12 protein-coding genes are annotated in these 12,635 nt (G+C 69.1%); 8 read left to right on the top strand and 4 right to left on the bottom strand.

Annotated elements, in window-relative coordinates; genetic code table 11:
• Positions 1-268 precede the first annotated feature (268 nt).
• Together ACIGEP_RS07055 and ACIGEP_RS07060 are read left to right on the top strand one after the other, a co-directional pair.
• Positions 269-859, top strand: coding sequence for a TetR/AcrR family transcriptional regulator (locus tag ACIGEP_RS07055; RefSeq protein ID WP_396660880.1), 591 nt, complete (start codon positions 269-271; stop codon positions 857-859).
• 98 nt (positions 860-957) lie between these two features.
• Positions 958-2,163 carry an alpha/beta hydrolase fold domain-containing protein gene (locus ACIGEP_RS07060; RefSeq protein ID WP_396660881.1) on the top strand — a complete coding sequence of 402 codons (1,206 nt, stop codon included), beginning with the start codon at positions 958-960 and terminating at the stop codon, positions 2,161-2,163.
• 533 nt (positions 2,164-2,696) lie between these two features.
• Here the strand turns inward: ACIGEP_RS07060 and ACIGEP_RS07065 are convergent.
• Positions 2,697-3,593: a helix-turn-helix transcriptional regulator gene (locus tag ACIGEP_RS07065; protein WP_396660882.1), complete on the bottom strand. Its 897-nt coding sequence runs from the start codon at positions 3,591-3,593 to the stop codon at positions 2,697-2,699.
• 167 nt (positions 3,594-3,760) lie between these two features.
• Here ACIGEP_RS07065 and ACIGEP_RS07070 point away from each other — a divergent pair, with 167 nt between their 5' ends.
• Genes ACIGEP_RS07070 through ACIGEP_RS07085 form a run of 4 tightly spaced genes read left to right on the top strand, consistent with a single transcriptional unit; the run spans position 3,761 to position 7,072 of the window.
• The gene (locus ACIGEP_RS07070) at positions 3,761-4,756 is read left to right on the top strand and encodes an aldo/keto reductase (RefSeq protein ID WP_396660883.1); all 996 of its coding nucleotides are present in this window, start codon (positions 3,761-3,763) and stop codon (positions 4,754-4,756) included.
• A 28-nt stretch (positions 4,757-4,784) separates the two neighbouring features.
• Positions 4,785-5,531 carry an SDR family NAD(P)-dependent oxidoreductase gene (locus ACIGEP_RS07075; RefSeq protein ID WP_396660884.1) on the top strand — a complete coding sequence of 249 codons (747 nt, stop codon included), beginning with the start codon at positions 4,785-4,787 and terminating at the stop codon, positions 5,529-5,531.
• Positions 5,532-5,552: 21 nt separating this feature from the next.
• Positions 5,553-6,218: an SDR family NAD(P)-dependent oxidoreductase gene (locus ACIGEP_RS07080; RefSeq protein ID WP_396660885.1), complete on the top strand. Its 666-nt coding sequence runs from the start codon at positions 5,553-5,555 to the stop codon at positions 6,216-6,218.
• Positions 6,219-6,247: 29 nt separating this feature from the next.
• Positions 6,248-7,072, top strand: coding sequence for an SDR family NAD(P)-dependent oxidoreductase (locus ACIGEP_RS07085; protein ID WP_396660886.1), 825 nt, complete (start codon positions 6,248-6,250; stop codon positions 7,070-7,072).
• A 72-nt stretch (positions 7,073-7,144) separates the two neighbouring features.
• Here ACIGEP_RS07085 and ACIGEP_RS07090 read toward each other — a convergent pair whose 3' ends face one another.
• On the bottom strand, positions 7,145-8,080 hold the full coding sequence (locus ACIGEP_RS07090) for an NADP-dependent oxidoreductase (RefSeq protein ID WP_396660887.1): 936 nt from the start codon (positions 8,078-8,080) through the stop codon (positions 7,145-7,147).
• Between the two features lie 108 nt (positions 8,081-8,188).
• On the opposite strand from ACIGEP_RS07090, the gene ACIGEP_RS07095 reads away from it, so the two are divergent.
• The gene (locus ACIGEP_RS07095) at positions 8,189-8,890 is read left to right on the top strand and encodes a TetR/AcrR family transcriptional regulator (protein WP_396660888.1); all 702 of its coding nucleotides are present in this window, start codon (positions 8,189-8,191) and stop codon (positions 8,888-8,890) included.
• Here the strand turns inward: ACIGEP_RS07095 and ACIGEP_RS07100 are convergent.
• Positions 8,788-10,224, bottom strand: a complete 1,437-nt coding sequence (locus tag ACIGEP_RS07100) for an MFS transporter (protein ID WP_396660889.1) — start codon at positions 10,222-10,224, stop codon at positions 8,788-8,790. The two genes, ACIGEP_RS07095 and ACIGEP_RS07100, sit on opposite strands and share 103 nt — an antisense overlap.
• Positions 10,225-10,419: 195 nt before the next feature.
• On the opposite strand from ACIGEP_RS07100, the gene ACIGEP_RS07105 reads away from it, so the two are divergent.
• On the top strand, positions 10,420-11,955 hold the full coding sequence (locus ACIGEP_RS07105) for an MFS transporter (RefSeq protein ID WP_396660890.1): 1,536 nt from the start codon (positions 10,420-10,422) through the stop codon (positions 11,953-11,955).
• A gap of 22 nt (positions 11,956-11,977) precedes the next feature.
• On the opposite strand, the gene ACIGEP_RS07110 is transcribed toward ACIGEP_RS07105, so the two are convergent.
• A complete protein-coding gene (locus ACIGEP_RS07110; RefSeq protein ID WP_396660891.1) occupies positions 11,978-12,622 on the bottom strand; it encodes a ferredoxin--NADP reductase in 645 nt (214 codons plus the stop codon).
• Between the last annotated feature and the right edge of the window lie 13 nt (positions 12,623-12,635).

A 12,635-nucleotide genomic window follows, 5' to 3' on the forward strand; every position in this document is an offset into this window, starting at 1 on the left:
GCCGGGTACGAGTGACAGACATAATTCTTCTTCCTCGAAGTCGGCCCGCGGCTGCGCGGGCGCCTGGATCGTGCTCGTCAGATAATACCTACCAACATGTAGGTATGCAATGAATAGATGATCCGATCGAGCTCTGCGCCGCGGGCCGGGCTTCCGCACGATGTAGCCGGCCGCACCGTCTCGGCGGACCGACGCCAACGAATCGATCTCGCCGATGCTCGAGCTATCGCGCCGCGCCTCATCGTCGCCGGCGCCCTAGGCTCGAGCCATGACGACGGAACAGGTCACACCTCGCGTACGCATCCTCTCCGTAGCGAAAGACGTGTTCGCCGAGGGTGGGTACCGAGGGGGATCCCTCAATGAGATCGCCAAACGCGCCGGCTACACCCGAGCCGGAGTGCTGCACTATTTCCCGAGCAAGAACGCAATCCTTCTTGAACTGCTCAAGTCGCGAGACGAACGCCTTTCAACCTTCGACGACGCCAACTCCGAGCTGAACATCCTGGAGACCCTGGAGGATCTGCCGAACCTTGTTGGACGCGTCATCGAGGACCGACCCCTCGTCCAGCTCGCTCACGCGCTGACAGCGGAAGCGTCGGATCCTGCCCATCCCGCACGAGAATGGGCGGCAGCCCGACATCGCGCGCTCCGGGAACTGACCGCGCAGGAGATCCGCACCTCCATCGCCGAAGCCGACCTCGATCCCGACACGGATGTCGAGGCGCTGGCCGCCGTCTTGCTCGGTGCAGTCGAGGGCGTCGAAGCGCAATGGCTCATCGACGACAGTATCGACCCGGTCCGCTGCGCCAGCATCCTCCGAGACATGCTGAGGGCGCTCTCCAAGAGAGACTCCCGCTGAGACGGATCTCGACTGAGCCGTCCTGCGAAGTCGCACCGGAGCTCTGGCATATATTGTCCTCACGACAATACTTTTGATGTGCAGTGAAAGGCTGAGCGATGTCCGATTCCCCGCGACCGCAGTCCGGATGGCGTGTGCCTGTCCGCCGTATCCTCATCGTCCTCGCCTCGGCGATCGCGGCGTGCGTCGCACTCGGCGTCGGTGGACTGCTGCTCCCCGGGCTGCCCGTGGTCGGCACGCTGGGCACGATGGTGTGGTCGATGATGCTCGTGCCACTGATGCTGCTGGCGATACTCGGCCTGGTTAGCGCCCTCGTCGCCTGGAAGCTCGGAGTACGGAGGATGGGCGTGATCGTCAGCGCGGTGACCGTGCTCTCGCTCGTCGGCTCCTCGGTCGTTCTCGGTGACCAGCTGACCACGGCCTCCCGCTACGAGGTCGACGCGAACCTGGCTTCCGCGCTCTCTCCCGCGGTCTACGGAGACTCCGGCCAGCCCGACGCGACACTCGAGTACGGCACTGACGACGGCGAACCGCTCGAGCTCGACCTGTACCGGCCGGTCGAGACCGAGGACCCCGCTCCCGTCGTGGTCTACGTGCACGGCGGCGGCTGGATCATCGGGGACAAGGCGGCGCAGTCGAGCAATCTCGAGTGGTTCGCCGAGCAGGGCTACCTCGCCGCGGGCATCAACTACACCCTCGCCACCGAGGACCACGCGACCTGGGACACCGCCATGCCCCAGGTCGCCTGCGGTCTCGGCTGGCTCGCCGAGCACGCCGCCGAATACGGCGGCGACCCCGACCGCATTTTCGTCTACGGCGAGTCCGCGGGCGGTGCCCTCACGCTCGGCACCAGCTATGCGCTCGCCGCCGGCGAGCTCGAGCCCTGGTGCGACACCGAGATCCCGAGCATCCGAGCCGTCGCCGCGCAGGTCCCCGCCGTCGATCCGGTCAGCTTCTACGACAACGACGACGACGTGCTCGGCGACTGGTCTCGCGAGATGGTCTCCCATTACCTCGGCGGAACCCCGTCGGAACACCCCGACCGCGTCGCCGTCGTCTCGCCGATCAACTACCTCGACCCCGCTGTGACCCCGCCGACGCTGGTGTTCACCAGCGAGAGCGACCACCTCGTCCCGGTCGCGGGGGTCGACGAGTTCATCAGCGAGGCGACCGACGCGGGAATCGATCTCACCGTGGTCCGCAGGAACTTCTCCGACCACACCGTGGACCTGCAGTACGGCGGAATCCCGAACCAGCTCGTGCTGCAACTGATGGATCGCCACTTCCGAGCCAACGGAGCGTGAACCGCTCGACGACCTGACCTCCCGCGGCGGCGTCGCGGGAGGTCAAGGGCTTCGTCCATCAGCGCGCGGACAACGCAGCCGGCGATGCCTTCCCGGGCTTCCGACTGGGAGCGGAACACGTCGCTGCTACGCGCCGTCTATTCGCTCCACGGTCACAGACGAGCCCAACCTCAGCGCGGTTTGGAGCACGTCTACGTAGCGCCGCGGACCCCAGCGCAGGTGCTGACGCGGGAGAAGTCGGACAAACGTAGCGACGACCCCCGCCCTCGGAGTCCGAGCCAAGAGGTAGGCTGCTCGAACGCGGCGTTCGTCCTCTCAGTGCGCTCGGCAAGCACCGCCGCCGCCGGCACCCCGCCCATGCGACTACGCCTGGTCGACGCGAACTTCCTCATCGCGATCCTCGACGGGGCTCCGCCGACTTCGAGCAGCGCTGGGAACGGTTCTTCCGCTCAACAGAGGGATGCCGCCCAGCTTCGAGGGGCTGTTCTGCGACAACTTCTTTGTGGAGCCTGTCGCCGATCGGTGCATGACCGTCAGCCGTGCTCGACGAATCGCGGCCGGTCGGGGACCAGCATCCCGTCCCTGGCCCAGATGCCGAGCAGGCGCATCGCGTCAGCGGACGGGGTGCCCGGCTCGGGGCCGAAGGTGAGGAGCGAGAGGTCTGGGTCTGCCGGGAAGTGCATGTTCTCGTAGATGAGGTCCATGCGTCCGACGACGGGGTGGTCGACTCGTTTGAGTCCGGAGGTGTGCAGGCGCACGTTCTGGGATTCCCAGCGGGTGCGGAACTCCGGGGCGGCGAGGAGTTCGGCGACGAGTTCGTTCAGCGCGGGGTTCTCGCGGCCGGCGCCGACTTCGGCGCGCAGGATGTGGACGCCGTTGTCGGCGATCACGTCCCAGTCGACCCAGAACTGACGCGATTGCTCCTGCCGCATGAACTGGAACCAGGTGTGATTGATCGGGTTGCGGCCGTCATCGTAGAGCTGCACGTAGAACGCCCGGCCCACGGTGTTGGTCGCGACGATATCGCCGATCCGGTTCACCGCGAACGCCGGGATGGCCTCGATCGAGTCCAGCAGCCACTGCACCGACGGACGCACGTCTCTGACCGTTCGCACCGCTTCCGCCTTGTCGCCCGCGGCGAGCGTCGCGTAGAGGCGTCGCAGGTGTTCGCGTTCGATGTCTGAGAGCCGCAGGACGTGGGAGATCGCGTCGACGACCGAGTCGGAAGCGCCCGCGGCGTCCCCCCGCTCGAAGCGCGTGTAGTACTCGACGCTCACGCCCGCGAGCATCGCCACCTCTTCACGTCGCAGGCCCTTGACCCGTCGGCGCGCACCACCCTCGCGGATGCCGACATCGCCCGGAGAGACCCGCTCGCGGCGCGAGACGACGAAGTCGCGGATCCGGCCGCGGACCTCCTGCTCGTTGCTCATGACTCCAGGGTAGATCGGCTGCGGCGCGCAAGGGAGGCCTTCGCGGTGCCCTCTGCGCAGCCGGGCTGGGGGTCACTCAGCGGAACTCCCTCGGAACTGGCGACCCTCGTACCGTCGAATGCGGACGGATTCCTGACCGTCCGAGAGCCAATGAACGGGAGCAGACAATGCGATATCGCCGACTGGGAACATCGGAGCTCGAGGTCTCCGAGATCGGTCTCGGCTCGTGGCTGACGATCGCCGAGGGCGACGCGCTGGAGAAGACCCGCGCCGTGACCGACGCCGCCTTCGATGCCGGGATCACCTTCTTCGACACCGCGAACATCTACGGGCAGGGAGCCGCCGAGGAGGCGTGGGGGCAGATCCTGTCCTCGCGGCCGCGCGACTCCTACGTCCTCGCGACGAAGGTGTGGGGCCGGATGTCGGACACGGATTCCGGCCTGTCCTCCGCGCAGATCGCCAAGCAAATCGACGCGTCGCTGACGCGTCTGCGCACCGACTACGTCGACCTCTACCAGGCGCACCGCTTCGACTCGGCCGTGCCGATCGAGGAGACGCTGGAGGCGTTCGCGAAGGTCGTGGAGCAGGGCAAGGCGCGTTACCTCGGCTTCAGCGAGTGGACCGCCGAGCAGATCGAGGCCGCGATCGGGATCGTGGGCGAGGGCTTCTTCGTCTCCTCGCAGCCGCAGTACTCGATGCTGTGGCAGGCGCCCGAGGCGGAGGTCTTCCCGTTGACGGCGGCGCACGGGATCTCGCAGGTGGTGTGGTCGCCGCTGGCGCAGGGCATCCTCACCGGGAAGTACAAGCCGGGCCAGCCCGCCCCCGAGGGCAGCCGGTTCGCCAACGAGGCCACGAGCGTGACGAAGGACGTCAACTGGAGCGAGGCGGCGCTCGAGGCCGTGCAGCGCCTCGCCCCCATCGCAGAGGGCCTCAGGATCACCCTCCCGCAACTCGCGCTGGCGTGGGTGCTGCGACGCCGCGAGGTCGCGTCCGCGATCATCGGCGCCTCCCGGCCCGAGCAGGTGCACGGCAACGCCGTCGCGAGCGGCGTCGAGCTGAACCCCGACACCATCGCCGCGATCGATGCCGCCCTGGGCGATGCCCCCGTGACCGGCCCCGTGCTCGCCACCGCCGCGACCGCCGGCATCACCCGTCGCGGCTGACCCGGACCATCGGAAGGAACCGACCACTATGACCCTCGCCGACAAGGTCGCGATCGTCACCGGCGCCTCGAAGGGCCTGGGCGCCGCGATCGCCGACGCCCTCGCCGCAGGCGGAGCCCGCGTGGTGGTGAACTACGCCTCATCGAAGGAGGCCGCCGAGCGCGTCGTCGCCCGCATCACGGCGTCCGGCGGTCACGCGATCGCGGTACGCGGCGACGTCAGCGTCGAGACGGACGCCGACGCGCTCATCGCTGCAGCGATCGCCGAGTACGGGCGGCTCGACATCCTGGTGAACAACTCCGGCGTGTACGAGTACGCCGACCTGGCCGACGTGACCGCGGCGAGCTTCCACCGCGTGTTCGACATCGACGTGCTCGGGCTCATCCAGGTCACCCGCGCCGCCTCCGCCCATCTGGGACACGGCGGCAGTATCGTGAACATGAGCTCGCTCGCCTCGACGATGAACCCGCCTGGCGCCCTCGTCTACACGGCCGCGAAGCACGCCGTCGACGGCATCACCGCTCAGCTCGCGAACGAGCTCGCCCCCCGGGGCATCCGGGTCAACGGCGTCGCCCCCGGCCTGGTCGACACCGAGGGCACCCGCGCGGCCGGCTACTTCGACGACAGCACCGAGGGCTTCGCCGGCGAGACCGACCTCGGCACACCGGGCAGGCCCGGGGACATCGCCGCCATCGTGGCGTTCCTCGCCTCCGATGCCGCGGTCTGGGTCACCGGGCAGACCCTCGTCGCCAACGGCGCCCAGCCCGGCAGCTAACCCATCACCGGAAGGAACACCATGACCACCATCGCCATTGTGGGGGCCGGCGCCGGCCTCGGTCTCGCTGTCGCCCGCCGATTCGGGCGCGAGGGCTTCGCTGTCGCCCTGATCTCACGCAGCCAGGACCGCCTCGACGGAATCGCCGCCACGCTGTCCTCGGAAGGCATCACGGCGAAAGGCTACGTCGCCAACGTCCGCGACCCCGCCTCGCTCACCGCCGCACTCGTGGCCGCGGACGAGCAGCTCGGCCGCATCGAGGTGCTGCAGTGGAGCCCGCTGCCCGCCAAGGAGTTCATGCGGCCCGTGCTCGAGACCGTCGCCGACGACCTCGTCGGACCGGTGGAGTTCTCCGTCTACGGCCCCGTCACCGCCGCCCATCAGGTCATCCCCGGCATGCGGTCCCTCGGGCGCGGCACGATCATCCTCATCAACGGCGCCTCCGCCGTCAGACCCGGCGCGAAGGTCACCGGCACCTCCGTCGCGTTCGCCGGCGAGAGCGCCTACGGGCAGCTCCTGCACGACGCCCTCGCACCCGAGAACATCCACGTCGCGCAGCTCATCATCCCGCGCGGCATCGGCGGCGGAGAGCCCAGCCACGAGCCGACCGCCCTCGCCGAGCGCATCTGGACCCTCCACACCGAGCGTGGCGCCTTCCGCACCTTCGCCGCCGACCTCGACAACTAACCACCGCTTCCACGAAAGAGAGACCACACATGAGCAAGATCTGGTTCGTTACCGGAGCCTCCCGCGGCTTCGGCCGCCAATGGACCGAAGCAGCCCTCGAACGCGGCGACTCCGTCGCCGCCACCGCCCGCGACATCAGCGCGCTCGACGCCCTCGTCGAGCAGCACGGCGACCGTGTGCTTCCGCTGCCCCTGGATGTGACCGACCGCGACGCCGTCTTCGCGACGGTCGCCGCCGCGCACGCGCACTTCGGCCGCCTCGACGTCATCGTCAACAACGCCGGCTACGGCCTCTACGGCACCGTCGAAGAGCTCAGCGAAGAAGGCCTCCGCGCCGTCGTCGAGACCAACCTGTTCGGCTCCGTCTGGGTCAGCCAGGCCGTGCTGCCGTTCCTGCGCGAGCAGGGCTCCGGTCACATCCTGCAGGTCTCCTCCACCGGCGGCGTGCTCACCTTCCCCTACGTCGGCGCCTACAACGCCTCCAAATGGGGCATCGAAGGCATCACCCAAGCACTCGCGGCAGAGGTGGCGCCGTTCGGCATCAAGGTCACCCTCGTCGAGCCGGACTCCTTCGCGACCACCTTCGGCGCCGTCTCGGCGAAGTTCGCCGACCCGCTTCCCGCCTACGACGGCCTCCGCGCCGCGATGGGCGACTTCAAGACCGCGATCTCCGGCGGCGGCGCCCCCACCGCCTCAGCCCGAGCCGTGCTCGAGCTCGTCGACCTCGACGAGCCCCCGCTCCGGCAGCTCTTCGGCAGCAAGCCCCTCGGCTATCTGAAGGACGAGTACGCCAGGCGTCTCGCCACCTGGGAGGCAGGGCAGGATCTCGCCGTCCGCGCCGGCGGCGGGTTCTGAACGTCTGTCTCCGGCGCGCATGATCGAGGGCGCGGTCGCGGCGAACAGCCGGGGCCGCGCCCTCGCTCGCTGTCAGCGCGGGAGGAGTGCCACGCGTCCGTGGATCTCGCCGGAGAGCTTGGCGCGGAACGCCTCCGCGGCGTCGCCCAGCGGGTAGCTCGCGGCGACGTGCGGCGTCACGACCCCCGTCTCGACGAGTCCACGAAGCGCGTTCAGCTTCTCTGCGGTGATGACGGTGAACGACTGCGAGGCGAGGAGCTCGCGCTCGGCGACCACCCCGGCGTCGGGTGCAGAGGTCATCGAGACGACACGGCCTCCGGCCCGCGCGACGCCCAGAACGGCATCCGGACCGACACTGGACGCGTCGAAGATCGCGTCGAAGTCGGCAGTCAGCCCCGCAAGCCCCTCGGGTGAATAGTCGACGACCTGATCGGCGCCGAGGGCCAGCACCCGCGAGTGCGCTCCGGCAGAGGCCGTTCCGACCACGGTGGCACCGAGATGCTTGGCGATCTGCACCGCCGCAGCGCCGACGTTCCCGCTCGCTCCGTGGATGAGGATGCGCTCGCCGGCGGTGAGGCGCAGCTCGTCACGCAGCACCTGCACGGCGGTGACCCCGGCCAACGGCAACGCCGCAGCGAGCGCGAGGTCGATCCCGCCGGGCGCCTTGGCGACCTTGTCAGCGGGGACGGCGACGAACTCCGCCAGCGCTCCGCTGCCACCGAACAGCGTGTTCGCCTGGCCGCCGAAGACGGGATCGCCGACCGCGAGATTCCCCACCCCCTCGCCGAGCTCGGCGACCACGCCGGCGAAGTCCCCGCCAAGAGTGGCGGGGAAGGCCAGCGGCATCTGGTCGGCCATCCAGCCCGCGAGCACGATGCCGTCGAAGGGGTTGATGCCGGAGGCGTGGACCTCGATGACCACCTGGCCCGCGCCGGGGGCCGGACGGGCGACCTCCCGAACCTGGATCGCGGTGTGGTCGCCATAGGAGTCGATCTGAGCAGCGCGCACGAGTTGCCTTCTTCTTGTGTCGGTGAGGGAAAAGGCGCAAGCCCACGCCGGTAAACAGCGCAGTTGCGCTGTTTACTCTATCGGTCGGCTCGGCGTAGCGTGTGCGGGATGGGCGCTCCGATCGATCAGCACACCGGGAAGCGGGTCCACTACGGGCACGGCCGCCAGGCGCTCATCGAGGCAACGGTCCGCCTCGTCGCACGAGACGGGCTCAGCCGCCTCACGACGCGAACGCTCCTTGCCGAGGCGCAGGTGAGCCAGGGCAGCCTGCACCACCACTTCCGGTCGCTTCAGGACGTCCTCGGAGCCGCGCTCGACCATGCCGCCGATGTCAGCCTGGCGTACCTCCCGATGCCAGCGATCCCACGTGCCGTGTTCGACGGCATGCTCGCTCTGTTCACCGAACGCCCGGAGGTCTCCGCGTTCCGGACGGAGATGTTCCTGGAAGGCAAGCGCCGACCGGAGGTCGCCGCGCTCGTGCGCGCTCATCAGGCGAGGTTCGAGGAGGTCGTCCGGGCGATGCTCGCCGCGTCAGGACGCGCCGTCGATGAGGGCCTGGTCTCATTCGTCGCCGGGGCCATCGATGGGTTCGCATACCAGGCTGCCGTGTTCGGGCCCGAACACTTGACCGTCACGAAGCGTCAGCTCGATGAGCTCCGAAGCCTCGTAGAGTACTTGCTGGTCTCTGAGCCGTCGAGTGAGCGGCGTCATCGGCGCTCGACCTTCGTGTCCGAGAAAGAGGCGACGACGAGTGCAGCGAGCGCGAATCCTGCGGTGACGAACGCCGAGGCCGAGGCCGACGCCAGATAGCCCGGCCCCTCGACGGCAGCGGCGAGGACAGCAGCCACCAGGCCGATTCCCAGTGCCGTGCCGGCTCGCTGAGCGGTGCCGAGCAGTCCGCTGGCGACTCCGGCGTCCTGCCGGTCAATCGAGGTGACGGCGGCGTTCGTGTTCGGACCGACGAAGAGTCCGGAGCCGATGCCCGTGAGAAGCAGCGGCGCGGCCAGGATCCAGGAGCTCAGCGCGTCGGCCGTGACAGTGGCGAGCAGGACGCCGACGACGGCGAGCCCCAGGGTGATCGCCGCGAGGCCGACCGTGACGGTGTGGCGGCCGATCCGGTGCCAGACGCGATCGCTCAGGCCGCCCGCGACGATGCTGCCGATCGCGTACGGGAGGATCAGCAGCCCCGACTCCAAGGCGGAGTGGCCGAGCCCGTCCTGCCACAGCAGTGCCAGGACGAGGAAGGAGGCGGTGAAGCTCGCGAACCCGAGGAACATCGTGGCGACCCCGATCGGGAACGAACGATGCGCGAACATGCGGCTCGGCACGATGGAGACGAGCCCTCGACGACTGCGGCTCCGCTCCCACAGTGCGAAGGCCACCAGCAGGGCGACGCCGCCGAGCAGGAGCAAGATCCCGGTGACGTCGAGCCCTCGCCCGATCGTGAAGGGAAGCAGCAGGAGGGCGACACCGGCAATGAGCAGGAGCAGGCCGAAGGCGTCGCCACGCGGCGCGCCGCTCGGTCGGTCGCGAGGGATGAGGAAGACCGACAGGACGGCGACGGCGATGCCGACCGGGACGTTCACCAGGAACGTGAGGCGCCAGCCGAGATCCGGGCCGATGGCGACGAGCAGCCCGCCGAGGAGCGGGCCAACCGCGGTCGACACGCCGAAGACGGCGCCCATGATCGCGAAGGGGCGTGCTCGCTCAAGACCGGCGAAGAGCAGTTGGATCAGGGCCGCGACCGGGGTCAGCGCAAACCCCGCACCGATGCCGGCGAGGAGCCTGGAGATGACGAGCTGCACCTCATCGCCGGCCAGCCCGGACCAGGCGCTCGCCGCGACGAAGACCAGCACGCCGGCAATGAAGACCAGCTTGTGGCTGTGCTGGTCCCCCCATCGGCCGGCGGGAACCAGCACCAGCCCGAAGGCCAGCGCATACCCGGTGAGGACAAGCGACGCCGCGGCGTCGCTGGCGTCCACGCCGTCGCGGATCGCGGGGAGAGCGACGTTGACGCTGGTGACGCTCATCAGCGTGAGCGCCACCGGAATGAGCAGGATGGCCAGAGCGATCCAGCGCCGTGCTCCGTGGGCCGTGCCCTCGAAGTCGCGCGTACCGGGCGGGTTCGTCGTGGCGTCCGACATGGGAATCCTCCTTCTGGTCAGGAGGGCCCGCAACGCGTAAGCACCCCGTGACCGTCTCCGTGATCAGGGAATGCCGTGGACGCTGGAACGTGGCATGTAGCTACGAAGACCCGACCAACCAACCGGGCGCTTCATGCCTTTTCGACATCCTCATTCTAGCGGACGCCAAACCTACCAAAATGTATAGTTACGGCGGTGAGCCACCCAGTACCCCCTTTCGAAACGACCGCACCCTCCCCTCGACGCTGGCTGCTCCTGGCCGTCGTGTCCGCCGGGCTGCTGCTGATCACCCTGGACAACTCGATCCTCTACACCGCCCTGCCGACCCTCACCCGCGAACTCGACGCGAGTGCGACCGAGAGCTTGTGGATCATCAACGCCTATCCCCTGGTTATGGCCGGCCTGCTGCTCGGCAGCGGAACGCTCGGCGACCGTATCGGCCATCGACGCATGTTCCTCATCGGACTGGTCGTCTTCGGCCTGGCATCGGCGGCCGCCGCATTCGCCCCCACGGCGGCCGCCCTGATCGCCGCGCGCGCCCTCCTGGCGGTGGGCGCTGCCGCCATGATGCCCTCCACCCTCGCGCTGATCCGCGTCACCTTCCACGATGAGCGCGAACGCAACATCGCGATCGCCGTGTGGGGCAGCGTCTCCGTCCTCGGCATCGCGCTCGGCCCGATCGTCTCCGGGCTTCTCCTCGAGTTCTTCTGGTGGGGGTCGGTGTTCCTCGTCAACGTCCCGGTTGTCCTCGCCGCCGTGATCGCGACGCTGCTCGTGACGCCCGCGAGCACCGCCGATCGCTCGAAGCGATGGGATGCGGTCTCCTCCGCGCAGGCGATGATCGCCTTGACCGCGGCGGTCGTCCTGATCAAGGAGCTCGCGCACACGCCGCCGAACGGAATCGTCGTCGCGATCTCGGCCAGCGCCGCCGTGTTCGGGTTCTGGCTCTTCGCTCGCCGACAGCGGCGTCTCACGGAACCCTTGCTGGAGTTCTCGATCTTCCGCAACCCGGCCTTCGCCTCGGGCGTGCTCGCTGCGGTCGTCGCGATGTTCGCGCTCGCCGGCGTCCAGCTCATCACCACGCAGCGCTTCCAGCTCATCGAGGGGTTGAGCCCGCTGCACTCGGGCCTGCTGGTCGCGATCGTCGCGCTCGGGAGTCTGCCGAGCGGACTGATCGGCGGCGCGATCCTTCACCGAGCCGGGCTCCGGATGATCATCTCCGGTGGTTTCGCCGTAGCGCTGGTCGGCACGATCGCCACGCTCTTCGGCGTCCTCGGCCCGATGTGGCTGCTCCTCGTCGGCCTGGCCGTGATGGGTGCGGGCTTCGGCGCGACAATGTCGGTCGCCTCGACCGCGATCGTCGGGAACGTCGCCCGGCGTCGCGCCGGGATGGCCTCCGCCGTGGAGGAGGTCTCCTACGAGTTCGGCAGCCTCGTGGCCGTCGCACTGCTGGGGAGCCTGGTGTCGCTCGTCTACTCGACCTCGATCCAGCTTCCCGACGGGGCACCGCCTGTGGCTGCGGAAAGCCTCCTCGACGCCGTCTCCGTGGGAGCCGGCGACCCCGCGCTCCTCGCCGCTGCCGCCACCGCGTTCGACGCGGGGAGCACCTCGGCCCTGGCCATCATCGCACTCGTCGTCGCGGCCGCGACGGTCACCACCGCGCGGCTCCTCCGGCGGCACGGTCCCGGAACCTCGGCTTCGCAGTCATCCGAGCCAGACACGGGACGCTGACGGCGCGTGACGTGACGGGTGGTCAGTGCCAGGTCTTGATGTGCTGATCCCGTTTGTCGATGCCGGCGGCGCTGATCCGCTCGGCGGCCGCGGTGGCGAAGCGGGTCGACCCGCAGGCGTAGACGATGGCGTCGGGTGCGTCGGCGACGGCCCGGCCGATGCCCTTCGCGAAATCGTCGGGATGGACGGCGTCGTATCGGCTCACGATCGGCTCGAGCTCACCGCGGTAGAGATGATCACCACGCTGGACCTGCACGACCCGAAGGTCGTAGCCGCCGCGCCGCTGCGCTTCGAGGATGAGGGAGCGCAACGGTGCGGCGCCGACGCCGCCGGAGATGAAGACGAGCGGCCGGTCGGTCTGATCCGGCAGGAGCGGTTTGCCCCCGGTGAAGAACAGCCCGACGGTGTCTCCGGGGCGCAGCGCCTCCAACCGTTGCTTGTAGCCGCTGCCGGAGCCGACGTGGACCGTGAACCGGAGCTCGTCCTCATGCGGCGCCGAGGCGAAGGACAGTTCCCGCACGCCCTGGCGGGACCACGCAGGGCCTGCCTGGACGTGCGTGTACTGCCCGGCGATGTAGCGCACTGCGGCGCGCTCGAAGAAGTAGGAGTAGACGTCGTCGTATTCGTGGGTCTTGCGGGTGAAGGCGACGCGGGTCAGGAAGGCCATTTCGTCCTCTCAG

It is taken from the genome of Microbacterium sp. NPDC077663 (genome assembly GCF_044542795.1).
In the GTDB taxonomy this organism is placed as follows: domain Bacteria; phylum Actinomycetota; class Actinomycetes; order Actinomycetales; family Microbacteriaceae; genus Microbacterium.

Coding starts and splice junctions, on each gene's coding strand:
- ACIGEP_RS07055 (WP_396660880.1), top strand. CDS start 269: ATGACGACGGAACAGGTCACACCTCGCGTACGCATCCTCTCCGTAGCG.
- ACIGEP_RS07060 (WP_396660881.1), top strand. CDS start 958: ATGTCCGATTCCCCGCGACCGCAGTCCGGATGGCGTGTGCCTGTCCGC.
- ACIGEP_RS07065 (WP_396660882.1), bottom strand. CDS start 3,593: ATGAGCAACGAGCAGGAGGTCCGCGGCCGGATCCGCGACTTCGTCGTC.
- ACIGEP_RS07070 (WP_396660883.1), top strand. CDS start 3,761: ATGCGATATCGCCGACTGGGAACATCGGAGCTCGAGGTCTCCGAGATC.
- ACIGEP_RS07075 (WP_396660884.1), top strand. CDS start 4,785: ATGACCCTCGCCGACAAGGTCGCGATCGTCACCGGCGCCTCGAAGGGC.
- ACIGEP_RS07080 (WP_396660885.1), top strand. CDS start 5,553: ATGACCACCATCGCCATTGTGGGGGCCGGCGCCGGCCTCGGTCTCGCT.
- ACIGEP_RS07085 (WP_396660886.1), top strand. CDS start 6,248: ATGAGCAAGATCTGGTTCGTTACCGGAGCCTCCCGCGGCTTCGGCCGC.
- ACIGEP_RS07095 (WP_396660888.1), top strand. CDS start 8,189: ATGGGCGCTCCGATCGATCAGCACACCGGGAAGCGGGTCCACTACGGG.
- ACIGEP_RS07100 (WP_396660889.1), bottom strand. CDS start 10,224: ATGTCGGACGCCACGACGAACCCGCCCGGTACGCGCGACTTCGAGGGC.
- ACIGEP_RS07110 (WP_396660891.1), bottom strand. CDS start 12,622: ATGGCCTTCCTGACCCGCGTCGCCTTCACCCGCAAGACCCACGAATAC.